21 protein-coding genes are annotated in these 24,581 nt (G+C 39.1%); 16 read left to right on the top strand and 5 right to left on the bottom strand.

Annotated elements, in window-relative coordinates; translation table 11 throughout:
* Nucleotides 1–54: 54 nt before the first annotated feature.
* From pheT to QEZ38_RS01025, 7 genes are all read left to right on the top strand, one after another.
* Nucleotides 55–2,460: a phenylalanine--tRNA ligase subunit beta gene (gene pheT / locus QEZ38_RS01055; protein WP_281334725.1), complete on the top strand. Its 2,406-nt coding sequence runs from the start codon at nucleotides 55–57 to the stop codon at nucleotides 2,458–2,460.
* Between the two features lie 278 nt (nucleotides 2,461–2,738).
* On the top strand, nucleotides 2,739–3,632 hold the full coding sequence (locus tag QEZ38_RS01050; protein ID WP_006147212.1) for an ABC transporter ATP-binding protein: 894 nt from the start codon (nucleotides 2,739–2,741) through the stop codon (nucleotides 3,630–3,632).
* A complete protein-coding gene (locus QEZ38_RS01045) occupies nucleotides 3,629–4,828 on the top strand; it encodes an ABC transporter permease (RefSeq protein WP_281334724.1) in 1,200 nt (399 codons plus the stop codon). The genes QEZ38_RS01050 and QEZ38_RS01045 overlap by 4 nt, the downstream gene beginning before the upstream one ends.
* Nucleotides 4,829–5,120: 292 nt before the next feature.
* Nucleotides 5,121–5,696, top strand: a complete 576-nt coding sequence (rpoE, locus tag QEZ38_RS01040; protein ID WP_000418422.1) for a DNA-directed RNA polymerase subunit delta — start codon at nucleotides 5,121–5,123, stop codon at nucleotides 5,694–5,696.
* 320 nt (nucleotides 5,697–6,016) lie between these two features.
* Nucleotides 6,017–7,624: a CTP synthase gene (locus QEZ38_RS01035; RefSeq protein WP_281334723.1), complete on the top strand. Its 1,608-nt coding sequence runs from the start codon at nucleotides 6,017–6,019 to the stop codon at nucleotides 7,622–7,624.
* A gap of 98 nt (nucleotides 7,625–7,722) precedes the next feature.
* Complete coding sequence (locus QEZ38_RS01030; protein ID WP_248035703.1) at nucleotides 7,723–8,676, top strand: class I SAM-dependent methyltransferase; 954 nt, start codon at nucleotides 7,723–7,725, stop codon at nucleotides 8,674–8,676.
* A 49-nt stretch (nucleotides 8,677–8,725) separates the two neighbouring features.
* The gene (locus tag QEZ38_RS01025) at nucleotides 8,726–9,916 is read left to right on the top strand and encodes an acetate kinase (protein WP_248035705.1); all 1,191 of its coding nucleotides are present in this window, start codon (nucleotides 8,726–8,728) and stop codon (nucleotides 9,914–9,916) included.
* A 55-nt stretch (nucleotides 9,917–9,971) separates the two neighbouring features.
* On the opposite strand, the gene birA is transcribed toward QEZ38_RS01025, so the two are convergent.
* On the bottom strand, nucleotides 9,972–10,907 hold the full coding sequence (birA, locus tag QEZ38_RS01020) for a bifunctional biotin--[acetyl-CoA-carboxylase] ligase/biotin operon repressor BirA (protein ID WP_281334722.1): 936 nt from the start codon (nucleotides 10,905–10,907) through the stop codon (nucleotides 9,972–9,974).
* Nucleotides 10,908–11,117: 210 nt separating this feature from the next.
* Between birA and QEZ38_RS01015 the strand changes: the two genes are divergently transcribed.
* A complete protein-coding gene (locus tag QEZ38_RS01015; protein WP_281334721.1) occupies nucleotides 11,118–12,308 on the top strand; it encodes an O-antigen ligase family protein in 1,191 nt (396 codons plus the stop codon).
* A gap of 50 nt (nucleotides 12,309–12,358) precedes the next feature.
* Here the strand turns inward: QEZ38_RS01015 and QEZ38_RS01010 are convergent, their stop codons facing one another.
* Nucleotides 12,359–12,907 (bottom strand): NADPH-dependent FMN reductase, encoded by a 549-nt coding sequence (locus tag QEZ38_RS01010; protein ID WP_281334720.1) that lies wholly within the window; start codon nucleotides 12,905–12,907, stop codon nucleotides 12,359–12,361.
* Between the two features lie 260 nt (nucleotides 12,908–13,167).
* Here QEZ38_RS01010 and QEZ38_RS01005 point away from each other — a divergent pair, with 260 nt between their 5' ends.
* From QEZ38_RS01005 to QEZ38_RS00975, 7 genes are all read left to right on the top strand, one after another.
* Nucleotides 13,168–13,656: a cell wall elongation regulator TseB-like domain-containing protein gene (locus tag QEZ38_RS01005; protein ID WP_248035713.1), complete on the top strand. Its 489-nt coding sequence runs from the start codon at nucleotides 13,168–13,170 to the stop codon at nucleotides 13,654–13,656.
* The gene (locus QEZ38_RS01000; RefSeq protein ID WP_248035715.1) at nucleotides 13,653–14,831 is read left to right on the top strand and encodes a pyridoxal phosphate-dependent aminotransferase; all 1,179 of its coding nucleotides are present in this window, start codon (nucleotides 13,653–13,655) and stop codon (nucleotides 14,829–14,831) included. Before QEZ38_RS01005 ends, QEZ38_RS01000 begins: the two co-directional genes overlap by 4 nt.
* A 149-nt stretch (nucleotides 14,832–14,980) precedes the next feature.
* Nucleotides 14,981–16,324, top strand: a complete 1,344-nt coding sequence (gene asnS, locus QEZ38_RS00995) for an asparagine--tRNA ligase (protein WP_425445014.1) — start codon at nucleotides 14,981–14,983, stop codon at nucleotides 16,322–16,324.
* A gap of 268 nt (nucleotides 16,325–16,592) precedes the next feature.
* Entirely contained in the window at nucleotides 16,593–17,792 is a 1,200-nt protein-coding gene (locus QEZ38_RS00990) for an MFS transporter (RefSeq protein WP_281334718.1), read from the top strand.
* A 67-nt stretch (nucleotides 17,793–17,859) separates the two neighbouring features.
* Entirely contained in the window at nucleotides 17,860–18,627 is a 768-nt protein-coding gene (locus QEZ38_RS00985) for an epoxyqueuosine reductase QueH (protein WP_000567559.1), read from the top strand.
* A gap of 295 nt (nucleotides 18,628–18,922) precedes the next feature.
* Nucleotides 18,923–19,696, top strand: a complete 774-nt coding sequence (locus QEZ38_RS00980) for a class I SAM-dependent methyltransferase (protein WP_281334717.1) — start codon at nucleotides 18,923–18,925, stop codon at nucleotides 19,694–19,696.
* A 12-nt stretch (nucleotides 19,697–19,708) separates the two neighbouring features.
* Nucleotides 19,709–20,566, top strand: a complete 858-nt coding sequence (locus tag QEZ38_RS00975) for an Rgg/GadR/MutR family transcriptional regulator (protein ID WP_045763550.1) — start codon at nucleotides 19,709–19,711, stop codon at nucleotides 20,564–20,566.
* A 324-nt stretch (nucleotides 20,567–20,890) separates the two neighbouring features.
* On the opposite strand, the gene ntdP is transcribed toward QEZ38_RS00975, so the two are convergent.
* The 3 genes from ntdP to QEZ38_RS00960 form a co-directional block, all read right to left on the bottom strand.
* Complete coding sequence (gene ntdP, locus QEZ38_RS00970) at nucleotides 20,891–21,424, bottom strand: nucleoside tri-diphosphate phosphatase (RefSeq protein ID WP_000775325.1); 534 nt, start codon at nucleotides 21,422–21,424, stop codon at nucleotides 20,891–20,893.
* Nucleotides 21,425–21,512: 88 nt separating this feature from the next.
* Complete coding sequence (recX, locus tag QEZ38_RS00965; RefSeq protein WP_281334716.1) at nucleotides 21,513–22,289, bottom strand: recombination regulator RecX; 777 nt, start codon at nucleotides 22,287–22,289, stop codon at nucleotides 21,513–21,515.
* Between the two features lie 10 nt (nucleotides 22,290–22,299).
* A complete protein-coding gene (locus QEZ38_RS00960; RefSeq protein WP_281334715.1) occupies nucleotides 22,300–23,073 on the bottom strand; it encodes an aminoglycoside 3'-phosphotransferase in 774 nt (257 codons plus the stop codon).
* 55 nt (nucleotides 23,074–23,128) lie between these two features.
* Here QEZ38_RS00960 and rlmD point away from each other — a divergent pair, with 55 nt between their 5' ends.
* On the top strand, nucleotides 23,129–24,496 hold the full coding sequence (gene rlmD, locus QEZ38_RS00955) for a 23S rRNA (uracil(1939)-C(5))-methyltransferase RlmD (RefSeq protein ID WP_281334714.1): 1,368 nt from the start codon (nucleotides 23,129–23,131) through the stop codon (nucleotides 24,494–24,496).
* The last annotated feature ends 85 nt before the right edge of the window (nucleotides 24,497–24,581 follow it).

The following is a 24,581-nucleotide window of genomic DNA, read 5'->3' as shown; positions in this document are numbered from 1 at the left end:
GAAAAAGAAAGGAATTGAAAAGGTCTTGCTTGGTAGGACCTTATAATCAGAATTATGTTAGTATCATACAAATGGTTAAAAGAATTGGTGGACATTGATGTTCCATCACAGGAGTTGGCTGAAAAAATGTCAACCACAGGGATCGAGGTAGAAGGTGTCGAATCACCAGCTGCTGGTCTCTCAAAAATTGTTGTCGGAGAAGTCTTGTCTTGTGAAGATGTACCAGAAACTCATCTTCATGTCTGCCAAGTCAATGTTGGTGAAGAAGAAGCCCGTCAAATCGTCTGTGGAGCACCAAATGTGCGTGCAGGCATCAAGGTTATGGTGGCTCTTCCAGGTGCCCGTATTGCGGATAACTACAAAATCAAAAAAGGGAAAATCCGTGGTTTAGAGTCACTAGGAATGATCTGTTCACTTGGTGAATTGGGCATTTCTGACTCAGTTGTGCCTAAGGAATTCGCAGATGGGATTCAAATCTTGCCAGATGATGCCGTTCCAGGTGAGGAAGTCTTCTCATATCTAGACTTGGATGATGAAATCATCGAACTGTCTATCACACCAAACCGTGCAGATGCCCTTTCTATGCGTGGAGTGGCTCACGAAGTGGCAGCTATCTATGACAAGGCAGTCAACTTTAAAGAATTTACTTTAACAGAAACTTCTGAAGCTGCAGCAGATGCTCTTACAGTCAGCATTGACACAGACAAGGCCCCTTACTATGCAGCCCGTATCTTGGACAATGTGACCATCGCGCCAAGTCCACAATGGTTGCAAAACCTCCTCATGAACGAAGGCATCCGTCCAATCAATAACGTAGTGGACGTGACTAACTATATCTTGCTTTACTTTGGTCAACCCATGCATGCCTTTGACTTGGATACCTTTGAAGGAAACGACATCCGTGTGCGTGAAGCGCGTGCTGGTGAGAAATTGGTGACCTTGGATGGGGAAGAGCGTGAGTTGGAAACAACTGATTTAGTGATTACTGTTGCTGACAAACCAGTTGCCCTTGCAGGTGTCATGGGTGGACAAGCTACAGAAATCTCTGAAAAGTCTACTCGTGTCGTCCTTGAAGCTGCTGTCTTCAATGGCAAATCTATCCGTAAGACTAGCGGTCGTCTTAATCTTCGCTCAGAATCATCTTCACGCTTTGAAAAAGGGATCAATGTGGCAACAGTTAATGAGGCTCTTGATGCGGCAGCTAGTATGATTGCCGAACTTGCAGGTGCGACGGTGCGTAAGGGTATTGTTTCAGCGGGTGAACTTGATACTTCTGATGTGGAGGTTTCTTCGACTCTTGCAGACGTTAACCGTGTCCTCGGAACAGAACTTTCATACGCTGATGTAGAAGACGTCTTCCGTCGTCTTGGTTTTGGTCTTTCTGGCAATGCAGATAGCTTTACAGTCAGCGTCCCACGTCGCCGTTGGGATATCACCATCGAAGCGGATCTATTTGAAGAAATCGCTCGTATCTATGGATATGACCGCTTGCCAACCAGTCTTCCAAAAGATGACGGTACAGCTGGTGAATTGACTGCGACACAAAAACTTCGTCGTCAAGTTCGTACCATCGCTGAAGGAGCCGGTTTGACAGAAATCATTACCTATGCTCTGACAACTCCTGAAAAAGCAGTAGAGTTTACAGCTCAACCAAGTAACCTTACAGAACTCATGTGGCCAATGACTGTGGATCGTTCAGTCCTCCGTCAAAATATGATTTCTGGTATCCTAGATACAGTTGCTTACAACGTGGCTCGTAAGAATAAAAACTTGGCTCTTTACGAGATCGGAAAAGTCTTTGAACAAACAGGCAATCCAAAAGAAGAACTTCCAAATGAAATCAACAGCTTTGCCTTTGCCTTGACAGGCTTGGTTGCTGAAAAAGATTTCCAAACAGCAGCAGTTCCAGTTGATTTCTTCTATGCTAAAGGAATCCTTGAAGCCCTCTTTGCTCGTTTGGGACTCCAAGTAACTTATACAGCAACATCTGAAATCGCTAGCCTTCACTCAGGACGTACAGCCTTGATCTCACTCGGTGACCAAGTCCTTGGTTTCCTCGGTCAAGTACATCCTGTTACAGCTAAAGCTTACGATATTCCAGAAACTTATGTAGCAGAGCTTAACCTTTCAGTTATCGAGAAAGCTCTTCAACCAGCAGCTCCATTTGTGGAAATCACTAAATTCCCAGCAGTGAGCCGTGATATTGCTCTTCTCCTCAAAGCAGAAGTGACTCACCAAGAAGTGGTTGATGCCATTCAAGCTGCAGGCGTGAAACGTTTGACAGATATCAAACTTTTCGATGTCTTCTCAGGTGAAAAACTAGGACTTGGTATGAAGTCAATGGCTTATAGCTTGACCTTCCAAAATCCAGAAGATAGCTTGACAGACGAAGAAGTCGCACGCTACATGGAAAAAATCCAAGCATCGCTCGAAGAAAAAGTGCATGCAGAAGTGCGTTAACTCATCAATCCATCCTCCGGGGTGGATTTTTGAATTTTGAGATAACAATTCAGGACTGAAAATGAACATTTGAGGACATAGCCAACGGATTTATCAAGAAATGAGTATAATAAATTTATCACTTAAAATCTGGAGGACTAAAATGCTTGTTGATAAGCTAATAAAGTTCCTATCCAGAAAATATCCTTCTTGAAATCAAGATTTAAAAATGTACATAAATCATTGTAAATGCTGTCAAAAAGGAGTATAATGAGTGCAATAAATTTCGGAGGTGGATGATGCTCGAAGTAAGGAATCTAGAGAAAAGTTTTGGGCCTAAGCAAGTTTTGTTTGGTGTTGACTTTCAAGCACGACCAGGGCGTATTTTGGGGCTGGTTGGGAAAAATGGAGCTGGGAAAACAACTATTTTTCACAGTATTTTGAAATTTTTAGACTATCAAGGGGAGATTGAGCTTGATGGTCAAGATATTCGTCAGGAGACCTATGCTCGCATTGGTTATCTACCTGAAGAACGCAGTCTTATGCCTAAACTGACAGTCCTTGAACAAGTTCGTTATTTGGCGACCCTAAAAGGTATGGACACCAAGGAAATCAAAGAAAAACTCCCTCAATGGATGGAAAAACTGGAAGTCAAGGGGAAACTGACGGACAAGATCAAAAGTCTCTCAAAAGGAAATCAACAAAAGATTCAGTTGATTATTACTTTGATTCATGAACCAGATTTGATTATCCTAGATGAACCTTTTAGTGGCTTGGATCCAGTTAATACCGAACTCCTTAAGCGAGTTATCTTGAAAGAAAAAGAGCGTGGAGCAACCATTATCTTTTCTGACCATGTCATGACCAATGTCGAAGAACTTTGTGATGATATCCTCATGATTCGTGATGGGCGTGTGGTCTTGCATGGACCTGTCCAAGAAGTCCGCAATCAATACGGAAAAACACGACTTTTTGTTTCAAGTGAACGAAGCAAGGAAGAACTGGAGAGTCTTCCTCATGTTAAACAGGTTAGCTTGACCAAGCAAGGTAGTTGGAAGTTGATTTTAGATGATGAAAGTGCAGGTAGAGAGCTCTTCCCAATCTTGACTCAAGGTCAATATATCGCGACTTTTGATCAACAAGCTCCAACGATCGATGAAATCTTTAAATTAGAATCAGGGGTGGAAGTATGAGAAATATGTGGGTTGTAATTAAAGAAACCTATCTAAGACATGTCAAGTCGTGGAGTTTCTTCTTTATGGTGATTTCGCCTTTCCTCTTTTTAGGTCTATCTGGAGGAATTGGTGTTCTCCAAGGTTCTTCCTTGGCTCAAAATAGTAAGGTAGCAGTAGTTAGTTCTGTTCCTTTTGTTACAGAAGAACTTAAATCGACCAATGGTCTTAACTTTGACTATAAGGATGAAGCGAGTGCTCAAGAAGCCATCAAGGATGAAAAAATAAAAGGCTATCTAACCATTGACCAGGAGAACAGTGTCCTCAAGGCAGTCTATCATGGTGAAACTTCACTAGAGAGTGGCATTAAGTTATCAGTGACCGCTAAGTTGAATGAACTCCAATCCCAACTCAACCGTTCAGAAGCAAATTTGTCTCAGGAACAGGAAAAACGCTTGGCTCAAACGGTTCAATTTACAGAACAGATTGATGAAGCCAAGGAAAATAAAAAGATGGTCCAAACCTTTGCGGCTGCAGGACTAGGTTTCTTCCTCTATATGATTTTGATTACTTATGCTAGTGTTACTGCTCAGGAAGTAGCCAGCGAGAAAGGAACCAAAATCATGGAAGTGGTCTTCTCAAGCATTCGTGCAAGCCATTACTTCTATGCTCGTATGCTTGCCTTACTTCTTGTGATCTTGACTCATATTGGTATTTATGTCGTTGGTGGTCTTGGAGCTATCTTATTCTTTAAGGATATGCCTATCTTGGCTAATTCAGGTATTCTAAATCACTTGGGAGAAGCCTTCTCGCTTAACACCTTATTATTTATCTTAGTCAGTCTCTTCATGTATGTGGTCTTGGCTGCCTTCTTAGGTTCTATGGTTTCTCGACCTGAAGACTCTGGTAAGGCCTTATCGCCTTTGATGCTTTTGATTATGGTAGGTTTCATTGGGGTAACTGTATTAGGAACTTCTGGGGACAATTTAATCTTGAAAATCGGTTCTTACATCCCATTCGTCTCAACCTTCTTTATGCCATTCAGAGCTATCAATGGTTACGCAAATGGAGTAGAAGCTTGGATTTCGCTTGCTATAACGGTGATTTTTGCAGTTACTGCAACAGCTTTTATCGGACGTATGTATGCTAGTTTGGTCCTTCAAACGGATGATTTGGGGATCTGGAAAACCTTTAAACGAGCTTTAAGTTATAAATAAAGTCACGGACCTGTGAGTGTATCTCCCAGGTCTTTTATACTCTTCGAAAATCTCTTCAAACCACGTCAGCTTCCATCTGCAACCTCAAAACAGTGTTTTGAGCAGCCTGTGGCTAACTTCTTAGTTTGCTCTTTGATTTTCATTGAGTATTAATTAGCTGAAATATTTCACATTTATTTCTCCTAAACCTTTGACTATTAGGCAAAATTATCGTACAATAAAGAGTACATGATAAAATGAGACCGGAGTTTATCCACTCTGGCGTTAGTAGTAAAAAATGAGGAGAAACGCTTTGGAATTAGAAGTATTTGCTGGGCAAGAAAAAAGTGAACTATCTATGATTGAGGTGGCTCGTGCCATCTTGGAACTCCGTGGTCGTGATCACGAAATGCATTTTAGTGATTTGGTTAATGAAATCCAAAACTATCTCGGTACCTCTAATAGCGATATTCGTGAAGCTTTGCCTTTGTTCTATACAGAGTTGAACTTTGACGGTAGCTTTATCTCACTTGGAGATAACAAATGGGGCCTTCGTTCATGGTATGGAGTCGATGAAATCGATGAGGAAATCATTGCTCTTGAAGAAAGTGATGATGAAGAAGTAGCACCTAAGGCTAAGAAAAAACGTGTTAACGCCTTCATGGATGGTGATGCAGATGCTATTGATTACAGTGCAGATGATCCAGAAGATGAGGATGCATACGAAGAAGATCCAGCTCTTTCTTATGATGATGAAAATCCAGATGATGAGAAGAATGAAGTGGAAGCCTACGATGCTGAAATAAATGAAATCGCCCCAGATGATCTAGACGAAGAAGTCGATCTTAATGAAGAAGACGACGAAGACTCTGAAGAAGAGGAAGAATAAAAATAAAAAGGAGTTGGAGCTGGAATCGGTCTATCAAGTCTCGATTTCCTAGTCCCAGCATCTTTTTACTTTTTAGTTTGAATGAGTTATGTAAAATAGAATGCCAAGTCAACGATTTGTTCTATTTGACAAATGCTTCATTTTGAGGTAATATATTGTTCGGGCACCTCTTTTAGAGGTCGGAGCTCCCTAGTTATTAGGGAGCTATTTTTGTTTTTCCAGGAAGCTTTTCTTCTTGGGGTGTAGTTATTGATGAAGGTCTTGTTTTCTCAATCCCCTGTTAGTGAACAAGACCTTGAACATTTTAGAAAGAGGAATCTATGTCTACGAAATATATTTTTGTCACTGGTGGTGTGGTGTCGTCTATTGGAAAAGGGATCGTTGCAGCGAGTCTTGGACGTCTTTTAAAAAACCGTGGTTTGAAGGTGACCATTCAAAAATTTGACCCTTATATCAATATCGACCCAGGAACCATGAGTCCTTACCAGCACGGGGAAGTCTTTGTAACTGATGATGGGGCTGAGACAGATTTGGACTTGGGCCACTATGAACGTTTTATCGATATCAACCTCAACAAATACTCAAACGTGACAACTGGTAAAATCTACAGCGAAGTTCTTCGTAAGGAACGCCGTGGAGAGTATTTGGGTGCAACTGTCCAAGTTATTCCTCATATTACAGATGCTTTGAAAGAAAAAATCAAGCGTGCTGCTCTAACGACTGACTCTGACGTTATTATTACAGAGGTTGGTGGAACAGTCGGCGATATCGAGTCTCTTCCATTCTTAGAAGCTCTTCGTCAGATGAAGGCAGATGTGGGTGCAGATAATGTCATGTACATTCATACGACCTTGCTTCCTTACCTCAAGGCAGCTGGTGAAATGAAAACTAAACCAACTCAACACTCTGTCAAAGAATTGCGTGGTCTGGGAATCCAGCCTAATATGTTGGTCATCCGTACTGAAAAGCCAGCTGGACAAGGAATTAAAAATAAACTAGCCCAGTTCTGTGATGTGGCGCCCGAAGCAGTTATTGAGTCCTTGGATGTGGATCATCTTTACCAAATCCCACTTAATCTGCAGGCACAAGGCATGGATCAAATCGTCTGTGACCATTTGAAAATAGATGCACCTGCAGCAGATATGACAGAGTGGTCAGCTATGGTTGACAAGGTCATGAACCTCAAAAAACAAGTCAAGATTGCCCTTGCCGGTAAGTATGTTGAGTTGCAGGATGCCTACATCTCCGTTGTTGAAGCCTTAAAACACTCTGGTTATGCCAATGATGCAGAAGTCAAGATTGATTGGGTCAATGCTAACGATGTGACAGCTGACAATGTGGCAGAACTTCTATCTGACGCTGACGGAATCATCGTTCCAGGTGGTTTTGGCCAACGTGGAACAGAAGGTAAGATTGAAGCGATTCGCTATGCGCGTGAAAATGATGTACCAATGCTTGGAGTCTGCTTGGGTATGCAGTTGACCTGTATCGAGTTTGCCCGTAATGTCTTAGGTCTTGAAGGAGCTAATTCAGCAGAGCTAAATCCTGATACCAAATACCCTATCATCGATATCATGCGTGATCAGATTGATGTTGAGGACATGGGTGGTACCCTTCGTTTGGGACTTTATCCTTCTAAGTTAAAACGTGGTTCTAAGGCAGCGGCAGCTTATCATAACAAAGAGGTGGTGCAACGCCGTCACCGTCACCGCTATGAATTTAACAATGCCTTCCGTGAACAGTTTGAAGGAGCAGGTTTTGTCTTTTCAGGTGTTTCACCAGACAACCGCTTGGTCGAAATTGTGGAAATTCCAGAAAATAAATTCTTTGTGGCTTGTCAGTACCATCCAGAGCTTTCAAGTCGTCCAAACCGCCCAGAAGAACTCTACACTGCTTTTGTAACAGCAGCTGTCGAAAATAGTAAATAGTCATGATTAAACCTTTGAGAGTCATCTCAGAGGTTTTAATTTGTTTTCACTATCATGAAAATCTGGAAAAAGGACATTATTTTTGGTAAGATAAGGGTATGGATTTTGAAAAAATTGAACAAGCCTATACCTATTTACTAGAAAATGTCCAAATCATTCAAAATGATTTGACGACAAATTTTTACGATGCCTTGATTGAGCAAAATGGAATCTATCTGGATGGTCAGACAAATCTGGAAGATGTCAAGAAAAACAATCAAGCATTAAAACGATTGGCTCTTCGAAAAGAAGAGTGGTTACGAACCTACCAATTCTTGTTAATGAAGGCAGCGCAAACAGAACCTCTCCAAGCAAATCACCAGTTTACACCAGATGCCATTGGTCACTTGATGATTTTTCTGATAGAGCAACTGTGGCCTGCTGAGAATCTAAGTTTATTAGAGTTGGGGTCTGGGATGGGAATTCTAGGTGCTAGCTTCTTAACGTCCATGAACAAAAAGGTAGATTACCTTGGGATTGAGCTAGATGACCTCTTGATCGATCTGGCTGCAAGCATGGCAGAAGTTATGGATCTGCAAATGGGCTTTGTCCAAGGAGATGCAGTACGTCCACAAGTATTAAAAGAAAGTGATATTATTGTGAGCGACCTCCCAATTGGCTACTACCCAGACGATCAGATTGCTTCACGTTACCAAGTGGCAGCAAAGGATGAACATACTTACGCTCATCATCTATTTATGGAGCAATCTCTCAAGTATCTTAAGACGGGAGGCTATGCTATTTTTCTTGCTCCAACAGATCTTTTGACGAGTCCTCAGAGTGATTTCTTGAAATCCTGGCTGACTGATCAAGCTCAACTAGTCGCTATCATAGCTTTACCAGAGGAGCTATTCGCTCAAGGAGCCCAGTCTAAGACCATTTTTGTTTTGCAAAAGAAGGTGGGAGAAGGGACAGAGCCCTTTGTTTATCCACTTACTAGCCTTCGGGATCCTGAAATTTTGTTGGAATTTAAGGAAAATTTTCAAAATTGGTGTCAAGAACATGAAATCTAGTATAAATTTTGATATAATAGTTGAAAACGCTTAAAAAAGGGGAAACATTATGACAAAAACCATTGCAATTAACGCTGGAAGCTCTAGCTTGAAATGGCAACTTTACCAAATGCCAGAAGAAAAGGTGCTTGCAAAAGGGTTGATTGAGCGAATTGGATTGAAAGATTCTATTTCTACAGTTAAATTTGATGGTCGTTCAGAACAACAAGTCCTTGACATTGACAACCATACTTTGGCAGTTAAGATTTTGCTTGATGACTTGATTCGTTTTGATATTATTAAATCTTATGATGAAATTACTGGTGTTGGACACCGTGTCGTTGCAGGTGGAGAGTACTTCAAAGAGTCTACAGTCGTGGAAGGTGATGTAATTGAAAAAGTTGAAGAGTTAGGTCTTCTTGCTCCATTGCACAATCCTGCAAATGCTGCGGGTATTCGCGCCTTCAAAGAATTATTGCCAGATATTACGAGTGTCGTTGTTTTTGATACTTCCTTCCATACAACAATGCCAGAGAAAGCTTATCGCTATCCTCTACCAACAAAATATTACACAGAAAACAAGGTTCGTAAGTACGGAGCGCACGGTACAAGCCATCAGTACGTTGCTCAAGAAGCAGCAAAACTCTTGGGTCGTCCACTTGAAGAGTTGAAGTTAATCACTTGTCACATCGGTAATGGTGCTTCTATTACAGCTGTTAAGGGTGGGAAATCTGTTGATACCTCAATGGGATTCACTCCGCTTGGTGGTGTAATGATGGGAACTCGTACAGGGGATATTGACCCAGCCATCATTCCTTATTTAATGCAATATACAGAGGACTTTAACAAGCCTGAGGACATCAGTCGTATTCTCAATCGTGAGTCAGGATTGATGGGTGTTTCTGGTAAATCTAGTGACATGCGTGATGTAATTGCTGCTATGGAGGCAGGAGATCACGATGCTACTTTGGCTTATGAAATGTATGTTGACCGTATCCAAAAACATATTGGTCAATACCTTGCAGTCCTAAATGGAGCAGATGCTATTATTTTCACAGCAGGTATCGGTGAAAATTCTACTAATGTACGTGAAGATGTTATTTCAGGAATTTCTTGGTTCGGTTGTGATGTAGATCCAGAGAAAAATGTCTTTGGTGTAACCGGAGATATTTCGACAGATGCAGCAAGTGTACGTGTACTGGTAATTCCAACGGATGAAGAACTCGTTATCGCGCGTGACGTTGAACGTTTGAAAAAATAACAAATCAAAAAATCGACCTTCAATAATAAAGGTCGATTTTTTTGATCTAGGAAAACTACCATTTAGTCAACGAAACTTCGCCACTATTAAGCCAAATCTTTTCACCCTTGGCTAATTCTATCAGCAGTTGACCTTGGTCAGAGATGTCACAGGCTTTTCCTGTGATTATTTCCTGATCCTTCTTGAAGGAAATCTCTTTTCCTAAAACGATTGAGCGCTTTTTATAGAGATAGAGGAGTTCATCGGCTTCTGTTTCATAGAAACATTTCCAAATTTCAGCAATCAATTCATTGCGAGTAATGGGAGTCTTTTGAGAAAATAAGCTTCCAGCTTTAGTTTGTAGATTCTTGGGAAATTCAGCGATAGAAAAGTTGATCCCGACCCCAATGATAACATCTGTAACGAGACCAGTTTCTACGGAGGTAATGGCTTCGGTTAGAATACCAGCAATTTTTTTCTGGTTCAGATAAATGTCATTGACCCACTTGATATCCACGTCGATTAAACTAAGGTTTTTGATAGCCTTGTAGATAGCTCCAGCTGTTAGAAGTGTATAGGCAGGAAGATTCTGATAAGGGAGATTGGGCTGTAGGTGAAGGGACATGTAAATTCCCCCCTTATCAGGTGAGTAATAAGGACGTTGAAAACGACCACGCCCCATGGTTTGACTAGTGGAAAGGTAGAGCCTATCTCCTTTTGCACCAGCTTCCATAGCCTCTTTAGCATCAGTTTGAGTAGATTTTGTTGAGGGTTTAAACTGGACAGTAATGGGACTATTCGCTTCGATTTCCTGAGGCAAGATAAGGTCTCCGTCCAGAAGTTTATACCCACGATTTTTGATACTGTCAATCTCCAGTCCCTCTTGCTGGAGACGTTGGATCGCCTTCCATACGGAAGTTCGAGATAGGTTTAATCTATCAGCGATTTTTTCTCCGCTTAGATAATCGGTCTCAGTAGCTAGTATTTTATAGACTTCTTGGTAGGATTTCATGCTAGACCCTTTCTGGAATAATTAGATTTATTGTACCATATTTTTAAAAAAGGGATAGCGATTTTCAAGTAATCTTAGCTAACTATAAAATTTTCCCCAGTTTTAGTTTGGATGATAGAGGCAAAGAGGTTTTCAAATCGCTTGAAAAATGGTAAAATGTTCTAATAGCTTATTTATCTGAATGTGATATTCAGAAGGAAAGGATCTGTTGTGAAATCAATAGGTATCATTGAAAAGTTAAAAAGTTTATCGAAACAAGAAGGACTTCTTTTAGGAGTTATTCTGAGTATTTTTCTTCCTTTTTATCTTTTTGTTATTATTTTTATCTCTTACTTACTTTGGTTAGTATATACTGGGGAGATGAAGGGGATCTTGAAACGTTTGTCTCAACACCCGGTCTTGCTCTTTTTTATTGCTTATAGCACTGCAATTTCTCTTCTGGCACAAAATGTGATGGGAGTAGTTTCTTCGGTGGCTATGTTTCTGTTTGCCATCTTCTTTTACTACTATCAATCCCAGTTGACTCCTAAATTTTTCAGGTTGACGATTGAAGGAATATTAGCCTTAAGTGTCTTTGCAGCAGCCTTTGCAGCCTTGGAACATTTCCAAATTGTAAAGAAATTTGATTATACCTTCCTCTCACCACGAATGCAGGTTTGGCATCAAAATCGAGCGGAGGTTGCCTTCTTTAATCCCAATTATTATGGAATTATCTGTTGTTTCTGTATCATGATTGGTTTTTATCTGATTAGCACAACGAAGTTAAGGTGGTTACGAATCTTTTCTATGATTGCCATCTTTGCTAATTTATTCGGTTTAAACTTTACGCAGAATCGCACAGCTTTTCCAGCTATTATCTTTGGAGCGATTATTTATCTCTTCACAACTATTAAGAACTGGCGTGCTTTCTGGCTTAGTGTTGGAGTATTTGGGGTTGGTTTAGCCTTTCTATTTTCAAGTGATTTGGGTGTTCGAATGGGAACCTTAGATTCATCTATGGAAGAACGTGTTTCTATCTGGAATGCTGGAATGGCCTTGTTTAAGCAAAATCCATTCTGGGGTGAAGGCCCGCTAACCTATATGCACTCTTTCCCTCGTATTGGAGCACCTTATCATGAACATGCTCATAGTATTTATATAGATACGATTTTGAGTTATGGAGTTGTTGGTACAGTTCTCTTGGGGATTGCTTCTTCCACTCCAGTACGAATGTTGATTGATATGAGTCAAGTACCTAGTAAGCGTCCTATCCTTGGACTTTACCTCTCTTTCTTGACAGTAGTAGCTGTGCACGGAATTTTTGATTTGGCTCTCTTTTGGATTCAATCATCCTTTATTTTCCTTTTAGTGATGTGTAGTTTACCACTAAAACATAGTATGATTGATGAATTTGTTGATTAAGAAAAAGATAGTAGAAACTAACATTTTCTACTATCTTTTTTTCAATTCAATTATTGAATAGCTTGAACCAAGTCTTCAGCTTGTTGTTTTAGTGAAGTAGCAACACTGTCTTCAAGGACTAATTTGCCATCTGCCCAAGCAGAATCATTGACACGAGCTGCAGTGAATTCACCAACAACTTGTGTACGGATGAATGGCAAGAGGTCTTTGTAGATTGCAAAGAGTTGTTCATGACCTGCATTTGCTACTGAAGATACAGTAACGATTTTATCTTGAAGAGCAGATGCTCCGCGTGTATCAGACAAGTCAATTGCGCGTGAAAGCCAGTCAAGCAAGTTTTTCACTGTTCCAGGAATTGAGAAGTTGTAGACTGGAGAGAAGATCCAGATTGCGTCAGCAGCCAGAACTGCCTCACGAGCTGCTGCTACAGCTGGAAGAGTTGGAACTTCAAGTTCTTGGTTAAAAAGTGGGATTGCGGAGTAGTCAAGGTAGCTAACCTCAGCTTTACCTGCAAGAGCTTTTTCAGCTTCTAGCGCCATTTGGTGGTTGAAAGAACCTTCACGAAGTGAACCAACGATAAATAATACTTTTTTAGACATAGGGAGTCTCCTTTAGATTTTAATCAGAGTTATCTCTGTTGTTATAAACAATGTTACAACAAAAGGAAATCATTTGCAAGAAATCTGCTCAGAAAGTAAAAATTGATGATAGTCAAGATTATTTTTAGGAGTAGAGATTATGAAAAGTCTGTGAAATCAATGATTCAAGCGTCATATACTCCTGTCATAAGAGAAGTTCCGTGCTAAATCCTCCCCTTTATTCACTTGTAATTCACTAGGATAGATGGTAAAATAGACGAGTGAAAATGAGACAGAAAAAAGAAAAAAATTCCCTATTATTTCAGTACAGTATTGGCTTAACCATGCTGGCTCTAGTTGTGACCTCTTCCTTTCTTTATTTGGTGTGGCTTGGTATGAAGCCTTATCGAACTGCAAAGACAGAAGGGGAGAGACTGGCCAAGCAGTATGCTGAGCTGGAAACGGTTAGTCAGATTGACTTTTTTAATGGTTTAGAGAGCTACTATAGTGTCCTAGGTCAAGATAAAAATCAAAAGCCAATAGCTGTTTTAATTGAGAAAAATAGTCAAAAAATCTATGTGTATCAACTAGAAAATGGTACTTCACAAGAAAAAGCAGAAGCAGTTGTTAGAGAAAAAGGAGCAACTGAAATTGATACGGTTACCTTTGGACGCTATGCTGATAAGCCCGTCTGGGAAATCAAGTCTGGTGGAGACTACTATCTGGTTGATTTTGAAACAGGTGTCATACTCGAAAAGGAGAAGCTATGAAATTATCCAAACGTGTTTTAGAAATAGAAGAAAGCGTCACTCTGGCTAGCGATGCAAAAGCTAAGAAGTTAAAAGCAGAAGGAAAGGATATCCTTTTTTTAACCTTGGGTCAGCCAGATTTCCATACTCCTAAAAATATTCAAGATGCTGCTGTTGAGGCTATTCGAGATGGACGTGCTTCTTTCTATACGGTAGCTTCAGGTTTGCCTGAATTAAAAGCAGCGGTCAATACCTATTTTGAACGTTATTATGGTTATTCTGTGGCGGCAAATGAAGTCACATTTGCTACAGGTGCCAAGTTCTCCCTCTATACTTTCTTTATGGCTGTGATTAATCCAGGAGATGAGGTAATCATTCCTACTCCTTACTGGGTCAGCTATGGGGATCAGGTTAAGATGGCTGAAGGTGTACCAGTATTTGTCCAAGCCAAGGAAGACAATCACTTTAAAGTAACTGTGGAGCAATTAGAAGCAGCTCGAACAGATAAGACTAAAGTCTTAGTTCTTAACTCACCATCTAATCCTACCGGTATGATCTACTCTCGGGAGGAATTGTTAGCCATTGGAAATTGGGCAGTTGAGCATGATATTCTTATCCTAGCAGATGATATTTATGGTCGTTTGGTCTATAACGGGAATGAGTTTGTTCCAATCTCCAGTCTTTCAGAAGCTATTCGCAAACAAACTATTGTCATCAATGGAGTGTCTAAGGCCTACGCTATGACAGGATGGCGTGTTGGTTATGCAGTAGGTGATCCAGAAATTATTGCTGCTATGAGCAAATTGACTGGTCAAACAACTTCTAACCTAACCGCTGTTTCACAATACGCAACAATCGAGGCCTTAACTGGTCCACAAGACTCTGTAGAAACCATGCGTCAGGCTTTTGAGGAACGTCTCAATACCATTTATCCTCTCTTGTGCCAAGTCCCTGGCTTTGAAGTAGTCAAACCGCAAGGAGCTTTCTACCTCTTCCCAAATGTTAAAAAAGCTATGGAGATGAAAGGCTATACAGATGTAACAGCATTTACAACGGCTATTCTTGAGGAAGTTGGTCTGGCTCTGATTACAGGAGCAGGATTTGGAGCACCAGAGAATGTCCGTCTCAGCTATGCGACAGACCTAGATACACTCAAAGAAGCTATTCGTCGCTTACACCAATTTATGGAAAAATAAAAATAAGATCTTCGTTGTCCTGACGGAGATTTTTTTGGATAAAACCTGAGATTTTTCTCTGATAGAATCTAGCTATCAGGCATTATTTGTGGTACAATAATGAGTAATGATGTCTTTGGACAAGTTAAACGAAAAAAGGAAGATAAATGATGACAAAACGTGTAACAATTATCGAAGTAAAAGATTACGTTGGTCAAGAAGTCACTATCGGTGCTTGGGTTGCCAACAAATCAGGAAAAGGGAAAATTGCCTTCTTACAATTGCGTGATGGAACAGCCTTTTTCCAAGGTGTAGCTTTTAAACCAAACTTTATCGAAAAATTTGGAGAAGAAGTAGGTCTTGAAAAATTTGACACCATCAAACGTCTAAGTCAAGAAACATCTGTTTTCGTGACAGGGATTGTTAAAGAAGACGAGCGTTCTAAATTTGGTTACGAATTGGATATTACAGACATCGAAGTTATCGGTGAATCTCAAGATTACCCAATCACTCCAAAAGAACACGGAACAGACTTCTTGATGGACAACCGTCACTTGTGGCTTCGTTCTCGTAAGCAAGTAGCTGTCATGCAAATCCGTAATGCTATCATCTATGCGACTTATGAGTTCTTTGATAAAAATGGCTTCATGAAGTTTGATAGCCCAATTCTTTCAGGAAATGCTGCAGAAGATTCTACAGAACTTTTTGAAACAGACTACTTCGGAACACCAGCATACTTGAGTCAATCTGGTCAACTTTACCTTGAAGCTGGTGCTATGGCTCTTGGTCGTGTCTTTGACTTTGGTCCAGTATTCCGTGCTGAAAAATCTAAGACTCGTCGTCACTTGACTGAGTTCTGGATGATGGATGCAGAGTATTCATACTTGACACATGATGAGTCACTTGACTTGCAAGAAGCTTATGTTAAAGCTTTGCTTCAAGGTGTTCTTGATCGTGCTCCTCAAGCCTTGGAAACATTGGAACGTGACATTGAGCTTTTGAAACGCTATATTGCAGAGCCATTCAAACGCATCACTTACGATCAAGCCATTGACCTCTTGCAAGAGCATGAAAATGATGAAGACGCTGACTACGAGCATCTTGAACATGGTGATGACTTTGGTTCACCACACGAAACATGGATTTCAAACCACTTTGGTGTACCAACCTTCGTGATTAACTACCCAGCAGACATCAAGGCCTTCTACATGAAGCCAGTTCCTGGTAACCCAGATCGCGTACTTTGTGCAGACTTGCTCGCACCAGAAGGTTACGGAGAAATCATCGGTGGTTCAATGCGTGAGGAAGACTATGATGCCCTTGTAGCGAAGATGGAATCACTAGGTATGGATCGTACAGAATATGAATTCTACCTTGATCTTCGTAAATACGGTACAGTCCCACATGGTGGATTTGGTATCGGTATCGAGCGTATGGTAACCTTCGCAGCTGGTACAAAACACATCCGTGAAGCCATTCCATTCCCACGTATGTTGCACCGTATTAAACCTTAATAACTATAAACGCCGTCTGGCGTTTTTATACTCTTCGAAAATCAAATTCAAACTACGTCAGCTTCACCTTGCCGTATATATGTTACTGACTTCGTCAGTTCTATCCACAACCTCAAAACAGTGTTTTGAGCAGCCTGCGGCTAGCTTCCTAGTTTGCTCTTTGATTTTCATTGAGTATTACTTTAAATGAAAGAGGTGGAGAAAATGTAGGCAACTCTAAGTAAGTCTTTTAGAAACAGTCATATTACATATTGAAAGAGAGAAAACGATGTTTAAAAGAACTTACAAACGCAATATTCCACTCCTGGCAGGTCTGGAATTCACTTCTTATTTTGGAATCACCAGTTTTTGGATTTTATTTTTCATTCAAAATGGTCTTTCCTTACTTCAAATCGGTCTACTAGAAAGTATCTTTCACGGTACAAGTCTCTTGTGTGAAATCCCGTCTGGTATGTTAGCCGATCGATTTAGCTACAAGACCAATCTCTATTTGGCTCGCTTGGCTAGTATTGTGTCCTCTATCTTGATTTTGTTTGGTCAGGGGAATTTTTGGATTTATGCGCTTGCCATGATGGTCAACGCTTGGTCCTATAATTTTGATTCGGGGACCAGTACCGCTTTCTTATATGATTCAGCAGTTGAAGCAGGTCAAAAGGACCGATATCTTCAGATTTCTAGTTTTTTGTCTGGTGTGGCAGAAGTCACCCGAACCTTAGGTACAGTTGTGGCAGGCTTCTTTATTCACGGAGCATTGGCTTGGACCTATCTGATTGCTATAGGATTTTCATTTCTTTCTATCATTTTGATTTATTTTATGAAAGAACCAATGGCCAAGAGAGAGAAAAATGAATCCTTGACCTTTAAAATGATTGTCCAACAAGTCCGAAAAGAATGGCAGGAAAAACCAGTACTCTTTTACTGGATGCTGACTTACCAGCTAGTCGGGACACTCATGTGTATGTTTTACTTTTATTATCAGCAGAAAATAAGTGACTTAGCAGGATGGCAGGTTTCACTGGTTATGCTGATTGGTAGTGGGTTAAATCTTATAGCGGTTTATGTAGCTAGTCAAATCGGTAAAAAATGGAATAGTAATCGAGTTTTTCCGACTCTTGTTGCACTAACGGGCTTGGCCTTGTTGTTGGTGTTTTCAGGAACCCCCTTTGCTTTTCTTCTTGTATATCTTTTAACTGATACACTTTATGCAGTTTATCAGCCGATCTATTTCAATGACTTACAAGGTTATTTACCTTCCAGTGTAAGAGCAACTATGCTTAGTATCAATTCTATGCTCTTTAGTCTTTCCATGATTGTCATATTTCCACTGACAGGTTGGTTGATCGATCGTTGGGGTCTTGTAGCGGTCTTTTTAGTTCTAGGTCTTATCTTGCTTTTAACCTGTCCTATCCTAATAATCAGTCTGACAAGGATGGGCGAGCTATTAGATAAGGACTTAAAAACTGAGTAAAGCACGAAAACCTATTTGCCCAAAGGGTCATCCTGTGGTACAATAGCAAGAGGAAAAGGAGAAGAGTATGATCGATGTAGAAGAAATTCTAAGTAAGATGAATCCCAATCAAAAGATCAACTATGACCGTGTCATGCAAAAGATGGTTCAAGTTTGGGAAAAAAATGAAGAAAGACCAACCATTCTCATGCACGTCTGTTGTGCTCCTTGTAGCACCTACACTCTAGAGTACTTGACCAAGTATGCGGATGTGACTATTTATTTTGCTAATTCAAATATCCATCCTAAAGCTGAGTATCACAAGCGTGCCTATGTGACCAAAAAATTTGTCAGTGATTTCAATGAACGAACTGGCAACAAGGTTCAATATCTAGAAGCACCCTATGAACCCAACGAATACCGTCAGCTGGTCCGTGGTTTGGAAGAAGAACCTGAAGGTGGGGATCGTTGCAAGGTTTGTTTTGACTATCGCTTGGACAAGACAGCGCAAGTGGCTATGGACTTAGGATTTGATTACTTCGGTTCAGCCCTAACCATCAGTCCTCACAAAAATTCACAAACCATCAATAGCATCGGGATTGATGTGCAGAAAATCTACACCACTCATTATCTTCCGAGTGATTTTAAGAAAAATCAAGGCTATAAACGCTCTGTAGAAATGTGTGAAGAGTACGACATTTATCGCCAATGCTATTGTGGCTGTGTCTATGCCGCTCAAGCTCAAAATATTGACTTGGTACAGGTCAAGAAGGATGCAACAGCCTTTATGGTAGATAAGGATATCGAAAAAGACTATTCGCATATCAAGTTCACTGTTACAAAATTAGATATTTAGATGAAAACCTGCCTCAAGGCAGGTTTTTTACTAGGGAAAAGTGATAGCCAGAAATCGATGGACCAATCTATGAATTCCTAGTCCATGACTCGCGAGCCTTCAATAAACTAGTTGAGACTTAAAACTTGTGGATGAAAAATGAAGTTTTGTTTAAAAGAGTTTTTTGGAGTATAGAAGTCCAATAAGTAGTTCAGTATTGTAGTAAAATTATTTCTTTTTGCATTTATACAACTTATTTTACACTATCTTTATTCTTGTGATATAATGTCAAATTATAGAGTGGAGGTCATTTAAAATGATTGATGAAGTAATTGAACAATATCAAAATCACGATAATCTTGATATTCGAGTAGAATTGCATAAGAAGTATTCAAAAAATAGATTGGGGTTTAACAATTGGATATTTTCTAACTACCAAAATACTGATGGGGTAAAGATTCTAGAATTGGGATGTGGTACAGGAGAACTGTGGAAAAGTAATCTTGATTCTATAGACAAGATGAAGCAATTGATTATAACGGATTTTTCTAATGACATGGTAGAAACTACGAAGTCAGTGATTGGAAATAGAGATAATGTCAACTATGAAAGAATGGATATCCAAAATATTTCTTTTAAAAATGAAACTTTTGATATTGTTATTGCTAATATGCTCCTACATCATGTAAATGACATTGATAAAGCTATCTCTGAAGTGAATAGAGTATTAAAAAAAGGAGGAATTTTTTATTGTGCTACATTTGGTGAAAATGGAGTTGTAGATTATTTGGCAAGCTTATTTAAAGATGTGGTTAATCAAAATTTGGAAAATAAAACTTTTACTTTACAAAATGGGAAAGCTTTTTTAAATAAGTATTTTGACACTGTGGAAAAATTAATTTATGATGATGAGCTACAGGTGACAAGTATAGACGATCTAGTTCAATATATTCAATCCTTGAAAGGAATTTCCGAAATAGGTTCACTAGAAGAGGAAATAATTCGTAATAGATTGGAAAGTGAGTTTAATAATGGTATGTTGATTATTCCTAAAGAATATGGTATGTTTATCGCTCGAAAAGAAAGTTAAGGGAACGAAATTGTGAAAAATTACGGAGAAGCTTTTAGATATTTTAGAAAATTAAACGGATATTCTTTAGAGTATGCTGCAGCTGATTCTATATCTAAATCTCAACTTTCTAGATTTGAAAGGGGAGAAAATGAAATTTCTCTTTCAACGTTTTTTGAATTATTATCAAATATCAATGTTTCGATCGAGAATTTTTGTAATTATCTAGAACATTATAAAAGATCGGAGCTTGATGATTTTTTGGTTAATTTATCTCCAAATTTTTATAGTTTGAATACTAAAGGATTGGAGGAAATAAAAAATGAGCAACAAAAACTTTTTGAGAAGAGTGGAGAAAAAACTTATAGAATAAATACAATTATGGTTCAGGGACTATTAAATCAGATAGATTGTAATTATGTAGTTAGTAGAGATGATCTAAATTTAGTATATGACTATTTATTCCAGAAGGAAAGATGGGAGTCCTATGAGATAGCGCTGATTGGTAATTTATATCATCTTTTTGAAATAGATTATATCTACAGGGTAGGAAAAGAAATACTAGAGCGTACACATTATTACGAAAAAATCGGTAAGAATAGAAATTTAGTTGTGTCAGCTTGTTTAAATTTTTGGTTCTGTTGCCTTGAAAATTCACATCTATCATATGCAGACTACTTTGAAATGAAATTAAGAAAATTATTAAAAGATGACACAAAAGTCTTTGAAAAATCTACATTCAAGTTTGTAGAAGGATATAAAATATACCTGATCGAATCTAAAGAATCTGGAATTAAACAAATGCAAAATGTCATTAAATACTTTGAGTTTATTGAATCTAAAAATATTGCTTTATATTTTCAAAAACGATTAAATGATCTGGTAGATTAAATAGCATTTTATCTGTCAAATTATTATTTTCAAAATGTCGTACTAAATGATTGATGCTATGTGGAAATACAATAACTAAATTTTTGATACGAAGGTGATCTGAATTCTTTTATAGCAATCATCTTCGTATTTTTGTATTAAACGATATAAGGTTGTTGTAAACTTACAAGGAACAAAGAAATTAAAAAAGTATTAGTCTATCCATTTATTTTGTATATCTCGCGAATTCTATCATAATGGATTTATTCCTTTTTGTGTTTACACAACTTATTTTACACTACCAAAAAAACGAGGTCAGGATTTTAATCCTGACCTCTGACAACTTTACCGATTCTTTAGTTCTACGTAGCGTTTGTACCAAATGTTGACATAGGCTTCTGAGAAAGGACCTCGCTCATTGTTAATCCAATCAACAAGAATCTTAACATGCTCTTTCAGAATATAGTCTAGATCAGAAGAATACTTCATTTTTCGCTTGTGTCGTTCATACTCCTCAACGTCCAAGAGGCGTTTTTCACCATCTGTAAAAACTTTAACATCCAAATCATAGTCAATGTATTTTAAAGCTTCTTCATCCAGATAGTAAGGACTTGCCATATTGCAGTAGTAGGAGATACCATTTTCACGAATCATAGCGATAATATTAAACCAATATTTCTTGTGAAAGTAAACAATAGCCGGTTCTCGAGTCACCCAACGACGACCGTCACTTTCGGTAACAAGTGTGTGGTCGTTGACGCCGATAATAGCGTTCTCTGTTGTTTTTAGTACCATGGTGTCTCGCCAAGTACGGTGAAGACTCCCATCATGCTTATAACTTTGAATTGTAATAAAGTCGCCTTCTTTTGGAAGTTTCATAACTAACCAACTTTCTACAATTTATAAGTTTATCGTTTACTATTGTATCACATTTTTGTTTAAAGTTCTTAGTTTTTTCATGAAAAAATTAAAGATATTCTCTGAGAGCGCTGGCTATATCCGAAAAATCATAACCTTTTCTAGCTAAAACTTGAGTCAAACGTTGTTTCAGTTCGTATCCTTCATACTTTCGTGAATATTTTTGGTATTGCTTATCTAACTCTTTAAAAATCAGCTCTTGAACGGTTTCTTCTTCGACCTGGCTATCCAATTGGTCAAAGGCTGTTTTGGCTTCTGTGTAGGAGAAACCTTTGTTGGTTAGGCCTTGGATAATCTTATCCTGTAGAGCACGGGCAGGTAATTTATCTTGGTATTTTTTTAATAGTTTTTCAGCTGTACGCTCTGCGACTTCCGTCATATCAAACTCTTGTAAGACTTCTTGGATGATAGATTTGGCAACACCTTTTTGAGAAATCTTCTGCATCAGCATATAGCTTCCCTTATCTCCTGAAAGCTGATTGGAATTGATGATGGCTTGTGCATATTGGCGATCATTGATCCAATTATCATCTTTTAAAGACTGGATAACTTTGGGGATGATTTTCTCATCAATTTCATGTTTGGCAAGATAATCTCTAACTTCTTTTTCAGTACGGGCCTTGAAGGATAAGTGGTAGAGAGCTAGATTTTTACTGTAGGAAAATTGCGCAAAGGATTTAATCTCAGTTAGTTCTTCAGCTGAGATCTCTTTCCCTTTAGTCAACATAAAGCGAACAATGGTATCCTCTGTAATGTAGCAGGTTTGGTCGCTATCAAGCTCTAGCAGATAGAGACGTTTTTTCTTTTCTAGTTTTGTGATTTTCATGGTTTTCCTTTTATCCGAATGCTTCAAAGGCAGCAACGAGTCGAAGTTTATTTATATCGACCTGTTCTCTCCCGTAATAGTTAAGAAATAGTTCAGCGTATTTAGGGTCCTTTAGGTTATAGTTTAGGGACCAAACTGTCCAAAAGAGATCGATATGCCGGTCACTGAAATCAGCCAAACCAAGATCAATAAAACAAGAGAAGTGGTCAGCATCTTTTAGAATAAAGTTTGGTAGACAGGCATCACCGTGAATAAAGGCATCTGTTTCTAAAAGGTGCCCTTGTTCTTGGATGAGTTGGAAGGCCTCTTCGCGACTGTTAATCTGGAATTGGGGTAGGAGCGCCTTGGCATAGAACTCCCCTTTTTCATAGTTTTTAAAGGCTCTTTCTTTATAGGCTTTTAAATGATTTTCTGATGGAAAATTTTGTGGGTTTAAGCTGTGAAGCTTTTTAAGAGCCTCTGCCATGGTTCGGCAGATTTGTTCTGGTTTGTCTAAAAAAGCGAGTGCATCATGCCCAATAGCCTCTTTAGTCAGGAGGTAGTCTTTATCTGTAGATAGATAGTGAATGACTGGTGTTCCTATTCCCTCTTGTTCAAACCAACTTGCAATGCTAGCTTCTCGCTCTAAACTTCCCTTTTGATCAATTTTTAAATAGTAACCTGAATCAAGATAGAGAACTCTTGCTCCTGAATGAGAAGAGCTGTCAGAAAGTGTTGCCCCCTCTATATAAGTTCGTAATTGCTCAGGAAAATCCAATGAGGAAAAAGATATCTTTGTATTCATGGTTTTATTGTAACATATTCTTAACCATTGAGAAACTACGTGGTATAATAGACTTATGAATCTAAAAGTCAAACAAAAAATTCCATTAAAAATCAAGCGTATGGGGATAAACGGGGAAGGTATCGGATTTTACCAGAAAACCCTTGTTTTTGTTCCAGGTGCCCTCAAGGGTGAAGATATCTATTGTCAGGTGACTTCTGTTAAGCGTAACTACGTTGAGGCTAAACTGCTTGAGGTTAATAAAAAATCTAAGTTTCGAGTGGTACCAGACTGCACCATTTATAATGAGTGTGGTGGCTGTCAAATCATGCATCTGCACTATGACAAGCAGCTGGAGTTCAAGACAGATCTCCTTCATCAAGCTCTGAAAAAGTTTGCTCCTGCTGGCTACGAAAACTATGAAATTAAACCAACCATTGGCATGCAGGAGCCTAAGTATTATCGGGCCAAACTGCAATTCCAAACTCGAAAATTTAAAGGTCAAGTTAAGGCAGGTTTGTATGCTCAGAATTCTCACTACTTGGTTGAGCTAAAAGACTGCCTGGTTCAAGACAAGGAAACGCAAGCTATTGCCAATCGCATTGCTGAACTCTTGACCTATCATCAAATTCCGATTACAGATGAACGGAAAATCCTTGGGGTTCGGACCATCATGGTTCGTCGAGCACGGAAAACTGGGCAAGTTCAGATTATCATTGTGACCAATCGTCAATTAAATCTGACTCAATTTGTGAAAGATTTAGTCAAGGATTATCCTGAAGTAGTGACTGTCGCAGTCAATACCAATACTGCTAAAACTAGTGAGATTTATGGGGACAAGACTGATATTATTTGGGGTCAAGATAGTATACGCGAAGGTGTTCTAGACTATGAATTTTCTCTTTCACCACGAGCTTTTTACCAGCTTAATCCTGAACAGACTGAAGTCCTCTACAGTGAAGCCGTTAAAGCATTGGACGTGACTGAAAATGACCATCTGATTGATGCCTATTGTGGTGTTGGAACCATTGGTTTTGCCTTTGCTAAGAAAGTCAAAAGCTTGAGAGGGATGGATATTATTCCAGAAGCTATTGAGGATGCCAAAGAAAATGCCAAGCGCATGGGTTATACCAATACTCACTACGAGGCTGGAACTGCAGAAGAAATCATCCCCCGTTGGTACAAGGAAGGCTATCGTGCAGATGCTTTGATTGTGGACCCGCCACGTACAGGTTTAGATGATAAGCTCTTGGATACTATTGTCAAGTATGCTCCTGAAAAGATGGTCTATGTTTCCTGCAATGTGTCTACCTTGGCGCGTGATTTAGTCCGTCTAGTAGAGGTCTATGATCTACACTATATCCAGTCTGTTGATATGTTTCCACACACGGCTAGAACAGAAGCAGTGGTCAAATTAACCAGGAGAAAGCCAGCTTCTAGATAAAAACGGCAACTGGAAAGTTTTTGAAAAGAAGACTTCTAGTTACAGAGTAAGATTTGCAAGCTATCTTTAAATATGATAAAATAAG

It is taken from the genome of Streptococcus taonis (assembly GCF_029948085.1).
GTDB lineage: Bacteria > Bacillota > Bacilli > Lactobacillales > Streptococcaceae > Streptococcus > Streptococcus taonis.
Note: the sequence above shows the minus strand (reverse complement) of the source record. Positions and strands in the feature narration are given on the sequence as shown.